At 58.1% G+C, this 17,053-nt stretch carries 23 protein-coding genes and 3 tRNA genes; 9 read left to right on the top strand and 17 right to left on the bottom strand.

What is annotated here, in order from left to right; translation table 11 throughout:
* The first annotated feature begins 65 nt into the window (after positions 1-65).
* The 3 genes from H567_RS23150 (at position 66) to H567_RS29140 (ending at position 2,159) form a co-directional block, all read left to right on the top strand.
* Positions 66-860 (top strand): class I SAM-dependent methyltransferase, encoded by a 795-nt coding sequence (locus H567_RS23150; protein ID WP_051184485.1) that lies wholly within the window; start codon positions 66-68, stop codon positions 858-860.
* Positions 838-1,851 (top strand): AmmeMemoRadiSam system radical SAM enzyme, encoded by a 1,014-nt coding sequence (gene amrS / locus H567_RS0104545; RefSeq protein ID WP_028320493.1) that lies wholly within the window; start codon positions 838-840, stop codon positions 1,849-1,851. Before H567_RS23150 ends, amrS begins: the two co-directional genes overlap by 23 nt.
* Before the next feature lie 146 nt (positions 1,852-1,997).
* Positions 1,998-2,159, top strand: a complete 162-nt coding sequence (locus H567_RS29140) for a hypothetical protein (protein ID WP_167330929.1) — start codon at positions 1,998-2,000, stop codon at positions 2,157-2,159.
* On the opposite strand, the gene truA is transcribed toward H567_RS29140, so the two are convergent.
* The 3 genes from truA to rplM all read right to left on the bottom strand — a co-directional run bounded on the left by truA (position 2,153) and on the right by rplM (position 3,829).
* Positions 2,153-2,896 carry a tRNA pseudouridine(38-40) synthase TruA gene (gene truA / locus H567_RS0104555; RefSeq protein ID WP_035253488.1) on the bottom strand — a complete coding sequence of 248 codons (744 nt, stop codon included), beginning with the start codon at positions 2,894-2,896 and terminating at the stop codon, positions 2,153-2,155. The genes H567_RS29140 and truA overlap by 7 nt on opposite strands.
* A gap of 111 nt (positions 2,897-3,007) precedes the next feature.
* Complete coding sequence (gene rpsI / locus H567_RS0104560) at positions 3,008-3,400, bottom strand: 30S ribosomal protein S9 (RefSeq protein ID WP_028320495.1); 393 nt, start codon at positions 3,398-3,400, stop codon at positions 3,008-3,010.
* Positions 3,401-3,829, bottom strand: coding sequence for a 50S ribosomal protein L13 (gene rplM, locus H567_RS0104565; protein WP_028320496.1), 429 nt, complete (start codon positions 3,827-3,829; stop codon positions 3,401-3,403).
* Between the two features lie 128 nt (positions 3,830-3,957).
* On the opposite strand from rplM, the gene H567_RS0104570 reads away from it, so the two are divergent.
* Together H567_RS0104570 and H567_RS0104575 are read left to right on the top strand one after the other, a co-directional pair.
* Positions 3,958-4,034, top strand: a tRNA-Arg gene (locus tag H567_RS0104570).
* Between the two features lie 15 nt (positions 4,035-4,049).
* A tRNA-Lys gene (locus H567_RS0104575) sits at positions 4,050-4,125 on the top strand.
* A gap of 136 nt (positions 4,126-4,261) precedes the next feature.
* On the opposite strand, the gene H567_RS0104580 is transcribed toward H567_RS0104575, so the two are convergent.
* Positions 4,262-4,681: an acyl-CoA thioesterase gene (locus tag H567_RS0104580; RefSeq protein ID WP_028320497.1), complete on the bottom strand. Its 420-nt coding sequence runs from the start codon at positions 4,679-4,681 to the stop codon at positions 4,262-4,264.
* A gap of 287 nt (positions 4,682-4,968) precedes the next feature.
* Between H567_RS0104580 and tsaA the strand changes: the two genes are divergently transcribed.
* The gene (gene tsaA, locus H567_RS0104585; protein WP_028320498.1) at positions 4,969-5,532 is read left to right on the top strand and encodes a tRNA (N6-threonylcarbamoyladenosine(37)-N6)-methyltransferase TrmO; all 564 of its coding nucleotides are present in this window, start codon (positions 4,969-4,971) and stop codon (positions 5,530-5,532) included.
* Between the two features lie 8 nt (positions 5,533-5,540).
* Here the strand turns inward: tsaA and H567_RS0104590 are convergent, their stop codons facing one another.
* The 3 genes from H567_RS0104590 to H567_RS0104605 all read right to left on the bottom strand — a co-directional run bounded on the left by H567_RS0104590 (position 5,541) and on the right by H567_RS0104605 (position 7,794).
* Positions 5,541-5,909 carry a hypothetical protein gene (locus H567_RS0104590; protein WP_028320499.1) on the bottom strand — a complete coding sequence of 123 codons (369 nt, stop codon included), beginning with the start codon at positions 5,907-5,909 and terminating at the stop codon, positions 5,541-5,543.
* Positions 5,910-6,065: 156 nt separating this feature from the next.
* Entirely contained in the window at positions 6,066-7,382 is a 1,317-nt protein-coding gene (locus H567_RS23155; RefSeq protein ID WP_035253442.1) for a mechanosensitive ion channel family protein, read from the bottom strand.
* Between the two features lie 142 nt (positions 7,383-7,524).
* Positions 7,525-7,794, bottom strand: a complete 270-nt coding sequence (locus H567_RS0104605) for a MoaD/ThiS family protein (RefSeq protein WP_028320500.1) — start codon at positions 7,792-7,794, stop codon at positions 7,525-7,527.
* Positions 7,795-8,064: 270 nt separating this feature from the next.
* Between H567_RS0104605 and H567_RS0104610 the strand changes: the two genes are divergently transcribed.
* Positions 8,065-9,684, top strand: a complete 1,620-nt coding sequence (locus H567_RS0104610; protein ID WP_051184488.1) for a peptide chain release factor 3 — start codon at positions 8,065-8,067, stop codon at positions 9,682-9,684.
* A gap of 14 nt (positions 9,685-9,698) precedes the next feature.
* Here the strand turns inward: H567_RS0104610 and thiS are convergent, their stop codons facing one another.
* Positions 9,699-9,899 (bottom strand): sulfur carrier protein ThiS, encoded by a 201-nt coding sequence (thiS, locus tag H567_RS0104615; protein ID WP_028320502.1) that lies wholly within the window; start codon positions 9,897-9,899, stop codon positions 9,699-9,701.
* Between the two features lie 397 nt (positions 9,900-10,296).
* The gene (locus tag H567_RS0104620) at positions 10,297-11,052 is read right to left on the bottom strand and encodes a HesA/MoeB/ThiF family protein (protein WP_028320503.1); all 756 of its coding nucleotides are present in this window, start codon (positions 11,050-11,052) and stop codon (positions 10,297-10,299) included.
* A gap of 48 nt (positions 11,053-11,100) precedes the next feature.
* Here H567_RS0104620 and H567_RS0104625 point away from each other — a divergent pair, with 48 nt between their 5' ends.
* Together H567_RS0104625 and H567_RS0104630 are read left to right on the top strand one after the other, a co-directional pair.
* Complete coding sequence (locus H567_RS0104625) at positions 11,101-11,388, top strand: hypothetical protein (protein ID WP_051184489.1); 288 nt, start codon at positions 11,101-11,103, stop codon at positions 11,386-11,388.
* 192 nt (positions 11,389-11,580) lie between these two features.
* Positions 11,581-12,195 (top strand): DUF3786 domain-containing protein, encoded by a 615-nt coding sequence (locus H567_RS0104630; RefSeq protein WP_028320505.1) that lies wholly within the window; start codon positions 11,581-11,583, stop codon positions 12,193-12,195.
* Between the two features lie 245 nt (positions 12,196-12,440).
* Here H567_RS0104630 and H567_RS0104635 read toward each other — a convergent pair.
* From H567_RS0104635 to hpf, 8 genes are all read right to left on the bottom strand, one after another.
* Positions 12,441-12,527, bottom strand: a tRNA-Leu gene (locus H567_RS0104635).
* Between the two features lie 6 nt (positions 12,528-12,533).
* Positions 12,534-12,878 carry a preprotein translocase subunit SecG gene (gene secG / locus H567_RS0104640; RefSeq protein WP_028320506.1) on the bottom strand — a complete coding sequence of 115 codons (345 nt, stop codon included), beginning with the start codon at positions 12,876-12,878 and terminating at the stop codon, positions 12,534-12,536.
* 172 nt (positions 12,879-13,050) lie between these two features.
* Positions 13,051-13,824 (bottom strand): triose-phosphate isomerase, encoded by a 774-nt coding sequence (gene tpiA / locus H567_RS0104645; RefSeq protein WP_028320507.1) that lies wholly within the window; start codon positions 13,822-13,824, stop codon positions 13,051-13,053.
* 192 nt (positions 13,825-14,016) lie between these two features.
* A complete protein-coding gene (gap, locus tag H567_RS0104650) occupies positions 14,017-15,015 on the bottom strand; it encodes a type I glyceraldehyde-3-phosphate dehydrogenase (protein WP_028320508.1) in 999 nt (332 codons plus the stop codon).
* 101 nt (positions 15,016-15,116) lie between these two features.
* Positions 15,117-15,593 carry a ribosomal protein S18-alanine N-acetyltransferase gene (rimI, locus tag H567_RS23160; RefSeq protein WP_051184490.1) on the bottom strand — a complete coding sequence of 159 codons (477 nt, stop codon included), beginning with the start codon at positions 15,591-15,593 and terminating at the stop codon, positions 15,117-15,119.
* A complete protein-coding gene (locus H567_RS0104660) occupies positions 15,590-15,991 on the bottom strand; it encodes a PTS sugar transporter subunit IIA (RefSeq protein WP_028320509.1) in 402 nt (133 codons plus the stop codon). The genes rimI and H567_RS0104660 overlap by 4 nt, the downstream gene beginning before the upstream one ends.
* Positions 15,992-16,027: 36 nt before the next feature.
* Positions 16,028-16,492 (bottom strand): PTS sugar transporter subunit IIA, encoded by a 465-nt coding sequence (locus H567_RS0104665; RefSeq protein WP_028320510.1) that lies wholly within the window; start codon positions 16,490-16,492, stop codon positions 16,028-16,030.
* Between the two features lie 20 nt (positions 16,493-16,512).
* A complete protein-coding gene (hpf, locus tag H567_RS0104670) occupies positions 16,513-17,043 on the bottom strand; it encodes a ribosome hibernation-promoting factor, HPF/YfiA family (protein ID WP_028320511.1) in 531 nt (176 codons plus the stop codon).
* Between the last annotated feature and the right edge of the window lie 10 nt (positions 17,044-17,053).

The following is a 17,053-nucleotide window of genomic DNA, read 5'->3' on the forward strand; positions in this document are numbered from 1 at the left end:
CTTCAAAGCGGTGCGGGTCTTGCACAACAGTCCCGGACCCGGAGCCAAACGGCAAGGTTGGATAGATGGGACTCATCTTCGGCCAAGAGACCTCCGAACTTTACGAATCCTGGTACCTGTCCCCTCACGGGCGTGCAGTCGATCAATCCATCGAACGCCTCCTCCGCTCTCAAATCCGCCCCAAATCAGGCGATCGGGTCCTGGACGTCGGGTGCGGGACGGGGCATCATATCCTGAACCTCGCGCGGCTGGGACTCGATGCCTCCGGTGTGGATGCCTCCCCTTATGTCATCCGGCGCGCACGTGAAAGGCTCGGCCCAGGCGTTGAACTCCTGACGGGCTACGCCGAAGACCTCCCTTTCGATGACAATGCCTTCGATGTCGTTGTGCTGATCAACACTTTGGAATTCCTGGACAACCCCTTGGCGGCGCTTCGCGAGGCAGGACGGGTCGCCCATCGCAGGGTGTTCGTCGGCGTCCTGAACAGCCTTTCCTGGGTGGGCCTCATCAAGCGGATCCAAGGGTACATGGGCGATCCGGTTTTCCGCCGGGCAAAGTTCTATCACCTCTGGCAGATCAAGTCCCTGATGCAGGCGGCCTTCGGAGACGTCCCCATTTCGTGGGGCTGCATCAACATCGGGCCGGCCTTTTTCGGCCGCAGTGAATCCCAGGGGGATCAGAGCCCTTTCGGTTCGTTCCTCGGAGTCAGCGCCACCATGACCTATCGCTTGCGCACCGAAAACGTCCCGCTCACGGTGCGGATCAAGAACGGACAGCGCAGTCTGGTCTCTGTCCGGACTGCCGGTGAAATCAACCGCAAGACAGGAGACTGGGTCGATGAAAGAAGCCTACCTTTATAACGGCCTGGAGGATGAGCGGGTCCGTTGCGCCCTTTGCAACCACCGCTGTGTGATCAAACCGGGAAAACGCGGCATCTGCGGCGTCCGTGAAAACCGAGGGGGGACCCTCTACAGCCTCGTTTACGGAAAGGTCATCGCCGCGCACACGGACCCCATCGAGAAAAAACCCCTTTTTCATTTCCTTCCCGGGAGCCTTTCCTATTCGATCGCCACGGTCGGCTGCAATTTCAGATGCCGTTTCTGTCAGAACGCCGATATCTCGCAGATGCCCGCCGAGACCGGCCGTATCGAGGGAAAGGACACCACCCCGGAGGCCGTCGTCGAGGCCGCGCTCGCAAGCGGTTGCGAATCCATCGCCTACACCTACACCGAACCGACGATCTTCTTTGAAATGGCCCACGACACCGCCCTGCTGGCGGACAGCAAAGGCCTCAAGAACGTCTTCGTCTCGAACGGGTACATGACCCCTGAATGCCTTGAATTCATCCACCCGCATCTCCACGCCGCAAACGTGGACCTCAAGGCCTTCACCGACCGTTTTTACAAAGAGCAGTGCGGTGCCAAGCTCGCCCCGGTCCTGAAAACCCTCGAGACCATGAAACGTTTGAACGTCTGGCTCGAGGTGACGACCCTCCTGATCCCGGGTCACAACGACGATCCGGGCGAACTACGGGAGCTGGCCGATTTCCTCGTAAACCTCGATCCCTACATCCCATGGCACATCAGTCGCTTCTACCCGACCTACAAACTCCTGGACGCCCCTCCGACCCCGCCCGAAACCGTGCGGCGGGCCCGTGACATCGGCTACGAAGCCGGTCTGAAGTACGTTTACACCGGCAACCTGCCGGGTGATATGGGGGAGAAAACCTACTGCCCCGACTGCGGCGAACTCCTGATCGACCGCGTTGGGTTCCGGGTCGGTGGCATGCGGATCAAAGACGGGAAATGCGCCCAATGCGGCGGCAGACTCGCCGGCGTGTGGACGCATTGATATTCGCAGGGTTTTGTGATAGCGTTCTGGTCGTGGGGAGGGCTCTCAAAGGGTTCTTCTCAAACCGCCCCCGCTGAATCCGTTTTTCGGCCTTCTTCCATTCAGCGGGGGATTCCCCTTATCAGGGCGCCAAAGGAGTCCGGTCCATGCAGCCAAAAGACGAGCTATCGCTCAAGATCACCAAGGAAATCGTCGTCAAATTCATCGAGGTAGGCCGCCTGTCCGTAAGTTCCTTCGAGATGGTCTGGAATCAGGTCTACAACACCGTGCGTAAATCGGTGGAGAAGAACACGCCTTCCAATCAATAAGTCACATCCACCAGGAAAAGGCCATGGGCGGGCGCTGTAGCCCCCGCCGCCCGCCGATCCCGGGCCTCCAGAACGCCCTCGAACTCCCCTGACGTCAATTTACCCCTCCCGGCGGACACCAGGGTGCCGACGATGTTGCGGACCATGTGGCGCAGAAATCCGTCGGCCTCGAGTTCGATCGTCCAGAGCCGATTCGCCTCAATCAGTAGATCCGCCTTGAAGATCGTTCTCACCGGGTTGCGGTTGGAACTCCCGGCCGCTCGGAAGGATGAAAAGTCGCGGGTCCCCACGATCAAGGCCAGACAGCCCCTCATTCTTTCCGCGTCGAGCGGTTGCGGAATGTGCCAGGCCGTTCGCCGCAGGAAGACATCGTGCACCTCGCCGTTGAAGATGCAGTAACGATACCGCTTCTTCCGAGCGCTGTAGCGCGCATTGAATGAAAAGGGCACATCTTCGGCGCCCAGAACGCGGATGTCCTTTGGCAGGAGCGCGTTCAGCCCCTTGCGGACAATCCAGGCATCCAGGGTGGTGCCGGTCTTGAAATTGCAGACCTGATTCATCGCGTGGACACCGGCATCGGTGCGCCCCGAGGCGATGACGGCCACGGGTTCCCCCAGCATCCGGGCGAGTTTCTCCTCCACCACCTCCTGGATGGTCACGCCGTTTTTCTGACGCTGCCACCCGTGGTAGTTCATGCCGTCATAGGCCAGGATCAGTTTGATGTTTCGCTCGGGCACCTTGAACAAAAAGGGGAGCCAAAAGCTCCCCTTCCAAATGCATCTCTCCCCGTCGAACCGCTGCGGTTTCCAGCGGCGCCACGGGGATGAATGATCATCTCGATGAACCGTTTACCGCTTGGAATACTGATAACGGGCACGCGCACCGGGCTGACCGTATTTTTTCCGCTCTTTCATACGCGAATCACGGGTCAGGAAGCCCCGCTTCTTGAGGACTTCCCTCAACTCAGGATCGCCGGAAACCAAGGCGCGGCTGATGCCGTGCCGGATGGCACCCGCCTGGCCGGCGACGCCGCCGCCCCTCACATTCACATACAGATCGAAGCGATCCATGAGCTCAGCGGCCTTCAACGGCTCCAGGACCGTGCTGCGGTCGGACTCCTGCACCAGGTATTCCTGCACCGGCTTCTTGTTGATGATGATCTGGCCGGTTCCCGGGCGCATAAACACGCGCGCGACGGCCGTTTTCCGTTTACCTGTGGCGTACCATGTTCCTTCTGCCATTTAGATCTCCCACTGATCGGGTTGTTGAGCCTGATGCGGGTGTTCCGGGCCGGCGTAGACCTTCAGCTTCTTGAGCTGACGGCGCCCCAGGGGGCCCTTGGGAAGCATCCCTTTGACCGCAAAACGCACGAGATCCTCCGGTCTTTTTTCACGGAGTTTCCCGGCGGAAATGGCTTTCAGCCCGCCGATATATCCGCTGTAACGGTAGTAAAATTTTTGGTCCCACTTGTGACCGGTCATCAGCACCTTGTCGGCGTTGACCACAATCACGAAATCGCCCGTGTCCGCGTGCGGGGTGAAAATAGGCTTGTCCTTGCCCCTGAGCCGCATGGCGATCTGGGTCGCAAGCCGCCCCAGCACATGATCGGCGGCGTCCACGACGACCCACTTCTTATTGACCTCGTGTTCCTTCGCGACAAACGTCTTCATCATGACATTCCCATCCTTCAGAGTTGAAAAGAGCTTTTTAAACGAAAAACCCGCCGGTGTCAAGCCATTTCTTCGAAAAATAGGGTTGACAAACAAAATCGATGCTGGTATCTAATTCACTCACATGGGCGCCCGTAGCTCAGTTGGATAGAGCGCCGGGCTTCGAACCCGTAGGTCGCAGGTTCGAGTCCTGCCGGGCGCGCCAGGGTACTATCACGATGGGCCAGTAGCTCAGCTGGTAGAGCAGTTGACTCTTAATCAATTGGTCGAGGGTTCGACTCCTTCCTGGCCCACCAGGAAAATCAAGGGGTTGCGGTGATGAACCGCAGCCCCTTTTTTCTTGCACTCTGCGGTTTTCCTCCACTGCTTTCCCCTGCCTTTTCCAAGAATCCTTCGGTTTCACGGAAGATCGCGAAACAGTTCGACGCGCGTTTACAGTTCCTCGCAGTATGCCTGCACTCTTTCGAGAAAGGCTGGACTGATGGGAACCGTCCTGTTTTCCTTGTAGTCGAAAAGGACCATGGTCGATTCACCCGCCGCGTAGATCGTATCGGGGTCACCCCGTTTCACAATCCGGTATTTGAAGACGAAGCTCTTTTTCCCGACCCGCCCGATCCAGACCTGGATGGCGATCCGGTCCCCCAGCTTCAAGGGCGTGATGTAGTCGCAACTGATGCGCGCCAGGATGAAGGGATACTCGGACGGATCCACGATCTCCAGCACACGGGCAAGGAAAGCGCTTCGCCCCTCCTCGAAATAGGTCAAGAAAACGGCATTGTTCACGTGGCCCATAGCATCGACGTCCCGGAAACGCACCGTGAGATCGTCTACGATTATCTGATGATTTTCCATCGTTTTCACCCGTCGCAGTTCCTTCCTTCCAGTTCCCGACCCTACAGCATGCTGCCGGGCCGGTTTAAACCGCCGGTCTGACGTCCCTATGCGGATTCATTAAAACCGTTGCCATTTACCCGATCATTGTGAAAGAAGACGGTTGAGGGATCTAGCCACAAGATCTAGAATAGATGCACACAAGGCAGTCGAATCATGCCGCACCCTTGTTGGATCAAGGGTCGAATACTATTTTTATATCCAATTATTACAGCACTTTTTTCGAACAAATCGCAAGGAGAAGATCCATGAATCATACACCGGATGCCCATTGGCCGGACATGCACCTCCACCCCGTCGGCATCGTACGCAGCGACATCACGTCGCCTGTGCTTGCAGCCGGCGACGGGGACCTCGAATTGCAGGAGAAAAAGGAAGCGATCCGCCAGCACCACGAACAGGTGGAGGGCGGCGTCTGCGAACTCGTCATCTTTCCCGACTTCGCCGAGTTGCTGGAAGGCATCGAGGATTTTTCGCACGTCATGGTGCTTTACTGGCCGCACCTGATCGACCCATCGAAGCGGCAGCTGAGAAAAGTCCACCCCATGGGCCGCAAGGACCTGCCCCTGAGGGGCATCTTTTCCACCTGCAGCCCCGCAAGGCCGAACCCGATCCTGGTGTCCGTGGTCCCGCTGCTCGAGCGGGACGGCAACATCCTGCGAGTCAAGGGGCTGGAGGCCGTCGACGGCAGCCCGATCATCGACCTCAAACCGTTTGTCGAACCTTCCCACGGAGCAAAAAACCCCAAGGTCCCCGAGTGGATGAGCCGCATCCACCGGGACCTCGGCCTCGAGACCAAAGAGAAGGCCTGAAGAGTCTTTTACCGGATGAATGGCTGTATAGGCATCTGTCCCATCGCACCTTTTGTTAAAATCAAATGGGGCGAGGCGCCAAAAAAGGAAAGAAACCCCGTCACCAACCCGACAGAAAGGAGCCCCCGGAAATGGAAGGCGATCACAAGCATCAGCACGAGCACGGACACGAACACACTCACGTTCACGAACATCCCCACGAACACGGCGGCAAGGCGCACTCCCATCCGCACGAACACGCCCATAGCCACGAACATACGCACGAGCATGCTCATCCGCACCACCATGAGCAGGACAGCCGCGGGCACGATCACGATCATGCCGGCAATCATGACCCCCACGATCACGACCATCCCAACCATTTGAAAGAGCCGCATGAGCACGCTCATGACGCAGGGGAGTGAACCCGAGGTCAGCCGCATCCACGACCGTAAGACCGTGCTGCGCCGCCCGGTGATCCGGGCGGCGTAGCACGGTTCCGTCGCAAGGCACTGGCAAACCCGATCCGGACAACGCCCGGCGGCTACCCAGCCTTATGCAGAGGAAAGGGTATGTGCATGGAGCGGCGCTTCCTTGATGTGCACATCGCGCTGGGGGAAGGGGATCTCGATGTTGTGGGCCTTGAAGGTGTCCCAGATCGCCAGGCGCAGGTCACTGCTGACATTGGCCACGCCATTGGCGGGGTCAGTAATCCAGGCACGGAGTTCCAGATCCACCGAATTGTCACCGAACCCCGTGAGCCGGCAGGAAGGCCCGGGCTTTGCAAGGACGCGGGGGATGCCTGTGGCGGCCGCCACCATCAGATCCATGGCTCGATGGATGTCCGTGTCATAGGAGACGCCCACGCCGATCTTCAGCCTGACCAGGTTGTTCGAAAAGGACCAGTTGATGACCTGGTGGGTGATGAGATCCTCATTGGGTATCAGGTATTCGAAGCCGTCCCGGGTAAGCACCGATACATAGCGCGCCCCGAGGGATTTGATGCGGCCATAGCTGTTTCCCACTTCGATGACGTCGCCCGGTTTGATCGATTTGTCCATCAGGAGGATGATCCCGCTGATCAGGTTGCTGACCACTTTCTGAAGACCGAACCCGATTCCGACACCCACAGCCCCGCCGATGAAGGCGAAAGCCGAAAGATTGATGCCCAGGCTGCCGAAGGCAACCGCCACTGCGATCACGAGCAACGTGACCTTCAGCGCCTTGCTGAGCAGGACCTGGACCGACGGCGTCAGATCCTGAAGGGTGTGAATCCTCTTTTCGAACAGCCCCGCAGCTCCAAGGGCCAATCGCAGCAGGACCGTGAGGACGATCATTCCCTTGATCACCAGCAGGACCGAGATTCGGATGCCGCCGAGATCGACGCCGATCCGGTCGAGCAGAACCATGGCAGGTCCAAGCAGATTGAGGATATGCAGGGCCGCCAGGGTCCAGGCGCCGGCGGCGATCAAGCGGCCCCACCGCGCCCCTCCCAGAATGGAGGCGGTGAAACGGATCATGACCCAGGCTGTAAGGAGGCGAGCCACAAGGCTCAAAAGGGGTCCCGTCAGGTCGTAGGCGAGAAAGACCGCACGCACGGCGTAAAGGATGAAGATGGCCGCGAGAAAAGGGACGACATGGGCGAACGCCGACAGAAACCGCTCAAAGAAGCCCCCCTGTCCCTCCGGAACAGCCGCCCGGAGTTCGAGGCGCTTCTTGACCGGCCTGACAAGGAGGAACGCTGTCGGAATCAGGACCACGATCACGGCCGCCTCCATCAGCGTCTGCGCCGTAAACACCTGGTCCACGACCCACGCCCACCCGTTCGAGGCGAGCGATGACCAGTAGCCTATTTCGAGATATTTGTCCAAATGCGTCTACATCCCTGCAATTATGTGGTGATCCGGTGCAAATGTCATGGCATGGACGACCATACTGGATTTAGCAGCCTCTGACAACCTTCTTCCCCTTTCAGCTGCATTCTGAAGCACTCGTGACCATCCGGTCCTGGTTCTATCCCCCCGAAACCGGGATGTGTATATCCAATACCTCCCCGGGCTGGATCACATGATCGAAGCCGTGCACCCGCCCATCGATAAAGACATGGAGCATCATGTCTTCGAATTCTTCAGGGTCCCCGATGCCGGGGATAGATTGGAGCAGATCGGCTATGGTGCTGCCGGGTGCCACCTCCAAAACCAGTTCGTCGCCACCGCCGAGGGCTGCCTGAAGTTTTTCGGTGGATCCGACCGCATAAAACGATTTGATTCTGACCTTGATCATCCTTCTCCCCTTTTACATTGATTAGTGCTTGACTATGATTATAAATTGCGTTATGCTTTTTTGTTATGTAATTTTGCGACCCTACCACGATCAGGATAACTTGCATGAGTTTCGCGCGATTGCTCTCCTTATTGACGCCGCCTTGATTTCTTTTCAAAGGCGTCCGTCCGCCAAGATTCCCAAAAGACGACGATCCGCCCGGGCGGGCCTTCCCGCCTCGAAAAAATCCTGCTCCACCTATCCGAACATGACGTATCAAGGGACCGTGCCATGAATCCAGCCACTGCTGCTTACCGGGTGTCGAAAAACACCCTTTTGCATACGGAAATCCAACGCAGGCGCACCTTCGGCATCATCAGCCACCCCGATGCCGGCAAGACCACCTTGACCGAGAAACTGCTGCTCTTTGGCGGCGCAATCAACATGGCCGGAGCGGTAAAGGCCCGTAAGGCCAGCCGGCACGCCACCAGCGACTGGATGGCCATCGAGCAGCAGCGCGGCATCTCGGTGACGACTTCGGTCATGAAATTCAATTACCGCGATTACGAGATCAACCTGCTCGATACGCCCGGGCACCAGGACTTTTCAGAGGACACTTACCGGGTGCTCACCGCAGTGGACAGCGCCGTCATGGTCATCGACGGCGCCAAAGGGGTTGAAACGCAAACGCGTAAACTGATGGAGGTTTGCCGCATGCGCAACACCCCGATCCTCACCTTCATCAACAAGCTCGATCGCCAAGGCATGGCGCCGCTCGACATCCTGGCCGACATCGAGGAAAACCTGCAGATAGAGTGCGTCCCGCTTTCATGGCCGATCGGCATGGGCAAGCGTTTCAAAGGAACCTACAATCTTTACCGCAAGGAACTGAACCTCTTCAAGCCCGGCGAGGAAAGGATCTCCGAAGATATCCTCACCATCCGCGATCTGGACGACCCGCTTCTCGATGAGGTCCTTGGCACACAGGCCGAAGAACTCCGTGAGGACGTGGCCCTTCTGGAAGGGGCGGCCGACCCCTTCGATCTGCAGGAATATCTCAAGGGCAGCCAGACACCTGTCTTTTTCGGCAGCGCCATCAACAATTTCGGCGTCCGTGAAATGCTCGACGCCTTCGTTGAAATCGCCCCGGCGCCCCAGCCGCGCCCGACAACCACCCGCACCGTCCACCCTGAAGAAGAGTTGTTCTCCGGATTCGTCTTCAAGATCCAGGCGAACATGGACCCGGCCCACCGGGACCGGCTGGCCTTCCTGCGTGTCTGCTCGGGCCGCTTCGAGCGCGGGATGCGCGCACGCCATCACCGGATCGGGAAAGACATCCAGATCGCCAACCCGATCATCTTCATGGCCCAGGACCGGGCCCTGGTCGAGGAAGCCTGGCCGGGGGACATCATCGGCATCCACAATCACGGAACCATCAAGATCGGCGACACCTTCTCCGAAAAGGAACCCCTTCAGTACACGGGGATCCCCAATTTCGCCCCTGAGCACTTCCGGCGGGTGCGCCTGAAGTCCCCTCTCAAGGCCAAACAACTTCAGAAGGGGCTGACCCAGCTGGCCGAAGAAGGCGCCGTGCAGGTGTTTCGCCCCCTGAACCGAAACGATTTTATCCTCGGTGCGGTCGGAGCGCTCCAGTTCGAGGTGACGGTCGCCCGCCTCAAGGCCGAGTACGGCGTGGACGCCGCCTACGAGCCCATCGGCTACAACACCGCCCGATGGATCGATTGCCCTGACAAGGTCCGGCTCAAGGCCTTTGAAACGGCGAACCGGGCGCAATTGGCACGGGATACGGGAGACAACCTGACATTTCTGGCCGAGGGCGAGTGGGAAATCAAGTTCGTGGCCGAGCGCTGGCCGGAGGTGACCTTCCTGAAGACCCGGGAGCACCTCTGATCCGCGGTCCTTTTTCAGCCGCCGAAATTGGGGTTGATGAACTCGATCCGGTCTCCGTCCTCCACCCGTACATGCTCATAATCCTGCGGGTAGACGAACCGGCCGTTGTGTTCCACGATGAGGTGCTTGTCCCCTTCCTTGAAGTATTCGATCAGCTGCACAATATCGAGAGCGTCGGGGAGCTGCTCCATCATCCCGTTCACGGTGATCTTCATGCCTGAACCCTCTCCTTTCGAAATTCGGACGGCTCGGGCACCGCAGACGCAATCCCTGAACTTCCATCCGGAAATGGTCTTTTTGGCGGATATAGGCCATCGTACCACGCGATTTCGTCAGCCTTGCATCCGCCCATTTTTCGACGACGCGTGCCCGGGACATTTTTCGACAAGCTCTTCACCTATATTCCAATATTCTAATCTTTCAATATAGATTTTCAAACCTGAAAATCATTCAAAAAGCCGTTTTACCCTTTCCAAAGCAGCAGATTTAAGGGACGGGTTTGAAATGCATGCGGCGCAACCCGCAACCTGACGTCAAAACACCGAATTTATGAGCCGAACTGGGGCAGATCCTACGCCACGAAATCCGGCTACGTCTCGAAGCGGATTGTTCCTAATGGTTCGAACACCCTCCGCACACAGCGCAGGCCGGATTCCGCTTCACCTTGATCTCCCGAAACGAGAGATTCCTGCCGTCGAAGATCAAAAGCCTTTCCTTCAAAATCCCGTCGAGCCCCAGCAGGATCTTGACCGCCTCGATGCTCTGGAGCGAGCCGATCACCCCGGGGACCGCTCCCAGCACACCGATCGTTCGTCCACTCGGGCGGTCTTCCATGGGAAAGAGACACTCGAGGCAGGGTCCCTCTCCTGGAATGAAACTCGATAGCATGCCGCCGAAGCCCTCCACCCCGCCGTAGATGAAAGGAATCCCCGCCTGCACGGCGGCCCGGTTCAACGCCTTGCGGGCCGCGAGGTTGTCCGTGCCGTCCAAGAGGAGGTCGCAGCCGTCGGCAAACCTGGCAGCGCTTCCGACATGGATCTCCGCCTGGACCGCTTCGATTCGGCAGTGGGGATTGAGCGCCCGGAGTTTCTCTTCAGCCGAGAGCACCTTGGGCCTGTCTATGTCAGCCGTCGTGTGGATCAACTGCCGGTTCAGGTTGCTCATTTCCACGCAGTCGCGATCCACGATCCGCAGCGAACCGACTCCGCACGCCGCCATCTGATAGGCGAGGATCGAACCCAACCCCCCGACCCCGCCGATCAACACGCGGCAGCGTGAAAGACGATCCTGGCCTTTGCGGCCGATCTCCGGCATGATCAACTGCCGCCCATAGCGGGCAACCTCTGTCTCAGCAAAATCTTTGACCACCCTATTCCTCCCCGCTGACCTGCCTTGCAGGAAAACAGTGTTCAGCCCATGATTTCAATAGACACGATTTTCGTGCTGCACTATTATTTTTTTATGAAGAACGTCACGATCACGCTTGATGAAGAGGTCGCCCGTTGGGCTCGTATCCGTGCAGCGGAGAAAGACATGAGCCTTTTCCGACTCGTGGGTGACTTGCTCCGAGAGAAAATGCTCGACAAAAGCAACTATGATCTTTCAATGCAGAATTACCTCGCCCACCCCGCCCGTGCGCTGAAGGAAAAAGATCACGCCTACACCAACCGTGAGGCGCTTCATCACCGAGAAGGTCTTCGTTGACACCCATGTTCTCGTTTACAGCAGGGGCACATCCAAGCCTGCGAGGCAAATCCTCAACGTTGGACACCTTCTGAAGAACACTTATCGCCTGATAAGGTTTAGATGGAATCAACCCCGGCCTTGGGTATTGCGGACCGTCAGATGACAGGGACCACAGGAATTCACTCCCGCATGTAGAAAAGAAGAGCAACCGTGGAAAAATCCGATATTTTTGACGAGATCTATCGCACCTACCTGGCCGGTGTCTCGTCCATCGATCTCAAAGAGGCCCAAAAGAGGCTTGGCATCGAAGCTGCGGAAGGCGTTATCCGCATTCCCTTTTTCGGAGGCGTTTACCGCGTCTCATCCGAAGGCATCACCGACCCCTCCGGTCATCGACCACGCCACCTCGTCAGCGTGATCCTCTGCCAATATCTCCTGCTTTGCCCACAGGAAGAACCGACGGATTCGGAATGGGTCACCTATAAGGATTTCAAGGATGCCGCCCCGTTTGTGGGTGGTTTCAGGACCAATGCCGAAAACCCGATCGCCGCCCTGTTCGCCGGCCGCCTCCCGGAGCTCGAAGGCGCAGCGAGAAGTCTCACCGGACGCCCTGTCGACATCGGAATAGCGAGCGATATCGCCCTGAGATTCGACGCACTCCCCAAGATCCCCCTCCTGATGCTTTTCAACGACCGTGACGAGGATTTCGCCGCTCAGTGCACGCTCCTCTTCGAAAGGCGGGCCGAAAGCTATCTCGACATGGAATGTCTTGCCATGATCGGCTGGGCGCTCGCAGACGGACTGAACCAAATCGCGAAGCAATGACACAAGTTGGACCCTTGAAAAGCTGGGAACCGGCCTGACAACCCGTTCAGGATGCGACCAAACGCAACCCCCCGCCCAACCGGCCAAAATCGGGTAGGAGGCGGGGTTGCTCCCGCCCTCCTCCCACACCACCGGGGATGCGGTTCGGTACCACGGAGGACCTTCACCTCCAAGTCAGTGCGCCCTGCCGGGCGCACAAAAGCAAGAGGCGCAACCTATTGAGATTGCGCCTCATTTCACACCCATGGTGCCGAAGGCGGGATTTGAACCCGCACGGCCGTCGGCCACTACCCCCTCAAGATAGCGTGTCTACCAAATTCCACCACTTCGGCACTGATCTACTGGTTTTCAGCCGGGGGCGCGGGGGCTTCCGGCTGCGCTTCCCCCCCGGGTGTCGCCTGGTCTGTCACAGGAGGATTGGTACTCTTCACCCCTTCCATGATGGACGAGGTAGTCCCTTTCCCGAAGAAGAAGGAGAGAGTCAGGGACGTCACCATGAAGAGGATCGCGACGAGCGTAGTGACCTTGTGCAGAAAAGACGTAGCCCCTGTGCTTCCGAATACGGTCTGGCTCGATCCTCCGAAAGCCGCCCCCATCCCGGCCCCTTTGCCGCGTTGAAGGAGGACGATGATAATCAGGGCGATGCACGCCGCGATATGCAGGATAATAAAAATGGGCTTCATTTAAAAAACCAATCCCCTAAAAAGTTACCTGAAATCTCGAAACGTTGATTGTACCTTCCCGATTTATTTTTGCAAGAAAAAATTTGCAACCGTCTTCATCGAGTGAAGAAGGGCAGGAAAAAACGGACCCTCCTCAACGAAAAAACTCCAAACTGCCGGCAAAACAAGGAGGTCATCCCTTTTTCCTGAATTGGACGATGCCGAGAAAGCTCTCCGCTTTCAGGCTCGCGCCGCCGACCAGGGCGCCATCGATGTCTTGTTCGCTCATGAGGGCCGAGATGTTGTCCGGCTTGACACTGCCGCCGTAAAGGATCCGCGTGTGCTCCGAAATCTTCTCGCCGAACCTTTCTCCGAGCCACCGCCTTATGGATCGATGGACTTCCTGCGCCTGCGCCGGCGTGGCGGTGCGACCCGTTCCAATCGCCCAGACGGGTTCGTAAGCGACGATCGTTTCCGCCGGCAGGTCCCTTTCGGCCGTATAAGCGGCGAGCGAACCGGCCAGCTGGCCCGCAATGACCTCGAAAGTACGCCCGGCTTCGCGCTCCTCGAGCGTTTCACCGATGCATAAGATCGGGATCAATCCGCTTTTTGCCGCCGCCTCGACCTTCCGATTCACATCTGCGTCGCTTTCGCCGAAGATATGCCGGCGCTCCGAGTGCCCAAGGATCACGTGCGTACAGCCGGCCGCCCGCAGCATCGACCCTGAGACCTCTCCTGTAAACGCACCGCTCCCCTCCCAGTGCATGTTCTGGGCACCGAGCAGGATTCGGGCATTCTCCGCAAACGGCTTCACGACCGACAAGTTCGTGAACGGCGGCGCCACCAGGACATCGGCCTCCTCGTCACCACGGAGCCCGGCGCTGACCGCCTTGACCAGATTGACGGATTCGAAGATATCTGTGTACATCTTCCAGTTGCCGGCTATCATCGGCCTTCGTTCAATCATCAGGCAATTCCCCTCCTTCTCCAAGGCGGCACCAAAGCTGCCGCCGGGAAAATCCTCGGATGAGTCCACCCGCAAAAGCGGCCAGGCGGCCCACCCGCTGCGGCTAGAAGCCTCTTGCGCTCGAGCACGGCTTTACAGCAGGCCCTGGGCTGCGCTCCACGCGGAGCAGCAGCCCGCGGACCAGGGGGTCTCTCAGTGCCCGGCCATATAAACAGCCAGTTCGACCATCCGGTTGGAATAACCGAATTCGTTGTCATACCAGGCCAGAACCTTGGCCATGTCACCCACCACCATCGTCGACAGACCGTCCACCGTACTCGACACCCGCGTCCCGTTGAAGTCGGTTGAGACTAGAGGCAGGTCGGTATAGCCCAGGATGCCCTTAAGAGGCCCTTCCGCCGCCTCTTTGAGGGCGCCGTTGATCTCTTCGACGGTCGCTGCGCGGCCGAGCTGCACGACCAGATCGACGACCGAGACATTGGGTGTGGGCACACGAATGGCCATTCCGTTCAATTTTCCCTGCAGCTGAGGTAGAACCAGCGCCACGGCCTTCGCAGCGCCGGTCGTCGTTGGAATCATCGAAAGCGCTGCTGCGCGCGCACGGCGCAGGTCCTTGTGCGGAAAATCCAGGAGCCTCTGATCACCGGTGTAAGAATGCGTGGTCGTCATCAGGCCTTTTTCTATCCCGAACGAATCCAGAAGCACCTTGCAGACCGGCGCCAGGCAGTTCGTCGTACAGGAGGCATTGGAAATCACATGATGTCTCTGGGGATCGTAATCCGTGTGGTTGACGCCCATGACGAGCGTGGTGTCAGGCCCCTTGGCCGGGGCGGAAATGATCACCTTTTTGGCGCCGGCTTCGAGGTGAGCCGCCGCCTTCTCCCGGTCGCGGAAAAGACCCGTACACTCGAAAATGGTATCGATCCCGAGTTTTCCCCAAGGCAGACGGCCCGGATCCCTCTCCGAAAAAATCTGGATCTCTTTCCCATCCACGATCAAGGAATGGTCCGTATGACCGACTTCCACCCCCAGCGTGCCGTGCACCGAATCATACTTGACCAGATGGGCCAGGGTCGCCGGATCGGTCAGATCGTTTACCGCCACGAACTCTATATCCTCGCGCCCGAATCCAGCCCGGAAGACCATACGTCCAATCCGCCCAAATCCGTTTACAGCCACCTTCAATGACATCGTGACCTCCTGAATTCTTGATGTTTATGCTTTGAGTATCGTCCGCTGCGTATTCGGACCGCGGGGCTGCAGAGCCTCCCGGCTCGCCTGCGCTGAAAGGGCTAAAGCTTTCCGGCGGCGCCGCGCTGAAGGATCGGCCGGCTCATGAGCACGGCATCTTCCCCGGAATCACTGTAATACGATCGCCTTCGGCCGATCTCCTCGAAACCCTGCCGCACATAGAGCCGAAGCGCCGCGGCATTGGAAGGCCGAACCTCCAACCAGGCCGAGCGGGCGCCTGCCGCACCGCCTTCAGCAACAATCCTCTCCATGAGCTTCGAGGCCAGACCGCGCCCACGCATCGGCGCGATAAGGGCGATCTTCATGATATGCAGTTCCTGGGCGAAAATCCAGAAACAGGCATACCCGGCAAAGCTTCCGCCCTCTAAGAGGACCCAAAGCCTCGATACGGGGTTATCCAGTTCCTGCCGGTAGGCCGCTTCGCTCCACGGGGTCCTGAAAGCGGTCTTTTCAAGGCGGCAGATTTCGCTGCCGTACCTTTCGAAATTCGCCGCTGTCACCTCGACACAAGCGATCATTCCATCCTGAGCAGTTTGCCGGCCAGCGCGATGCTTCGTCGACCGGCTTCCTGTGCCTTTTCACCAAGTTCGCTCAGCGACAGACGATCCCGGTCCCCTGCGACCGCAATGACCATCGGGAGATTGACGCCCGTCAAGACCTCGACACGGTTCTCTTCCAGGAAGGAGAGGCTGAGGTTCGAAGGCGTTCCCCCGAACATATCGGTCAGCACCAGGACCCCTTTGCCGCGGTCCAGGCGTTTGATCTTCTCGGCGATAGTTTTCAGCAGCGGTTCGCTCTCCGTAATTTGGGTGATTGGAATCGAATCCGCCGCATCCAGCCGGCCAACGATCAACTCTGCCGCACGCAGCAATTCCCTGCCCAAGTCACAATGGGAAATGATCAGGATCCCTATCATAACGCCACCCCAAAACCCTCCCCTTCGCGAACAGGATCAAGATGATTCTTCGTCTGTCTGAACAATCGCGCTATAGATCTCCTGCTGATTATGGGCCTGCATCAATCGTTTTCTGAAGGCGCTCGTCTTGAGGATCTTAGCCAGCCGCGCCAAAACCTGCAAATGAATGCTGGATGAGTCTTCCGGGGCAAGCAGAAGGAAAAAAAGATGGGCGGGTTGCCCGTCCATGGCGTCAAAATCAACACCCTCGAGACTGCGTCCGCAGGAGATCATCGGCTGACTGACTCCGCCGAGCTTGCCGTGAGGGATGGCTACGCCGTCGCCTATCCCCGTGCTCCCAAGCTTTTCCCGCTCGAGCAATACCCTGACCAGAGTGTCCTTGTCAATAACAGGGTCCCGGGCACAAACCCGCTCGGCCAATTCGCTCAGAACAGCTTTTTTGTCTTTCGCCTTCAGTTCAGGAACGATGCTGTCTTCATGAAGTATTTCAGATAGTTTCATTTGCCGCAACCAGATGACAATCAGCTCGCCGGCTCGATCAGGCCTAGGCTGCCGTCTTTCTTCCTGTAAAGGACATTGACCTCCAGGCTCTTGGCGTTCCGGAACACCAGGAATTCCTGCTTCGACAGATTCAGTTGCATGACCGCTTCTTCAGTATCCATCGGCTTGGCGATCATCTGCTCGACCGCGATCACGGACTCGGTATCCGCTGCGGCCGACGCCTCTTCTCCTTCACCCTCTTCCTCCGGTCTCGCACCTTCCGGACGGCGTTCTCTGATCTTTTGCAGATGGCGCTTCACCTGCTTCTCGATCTTGTCCATCACCTGATCGATGGCTGAATACATGTCGCCGGTCTCTTCCATGGCCTTGATACGCGTCCCGTTGACGATCAGGGTAACATCCGCCTGGTGCCTGAACTTTTCGACGCTCAGAACGACATGGGCCTCGACCGGAACATCGAGATACTTCCTGACCTTGGAAACCTTCTCCTCCGCATACACTTTCAACGCTTCGCTCGGTTCGGTGCGTCTGAAGGTCACAGTGATATCCATAAAAGACTAC

This window comes from Desulfatiglans anilini DSM 4660, assembly GCF_000422285.1.
Classification (GTDB): domain Bacteria; phylum Desulfobacterota; class DSM-4660; order Desulfatiglandales; family Desulfatiglandaceae; genus Desulfatiglans; species Desulfatiglans anilini.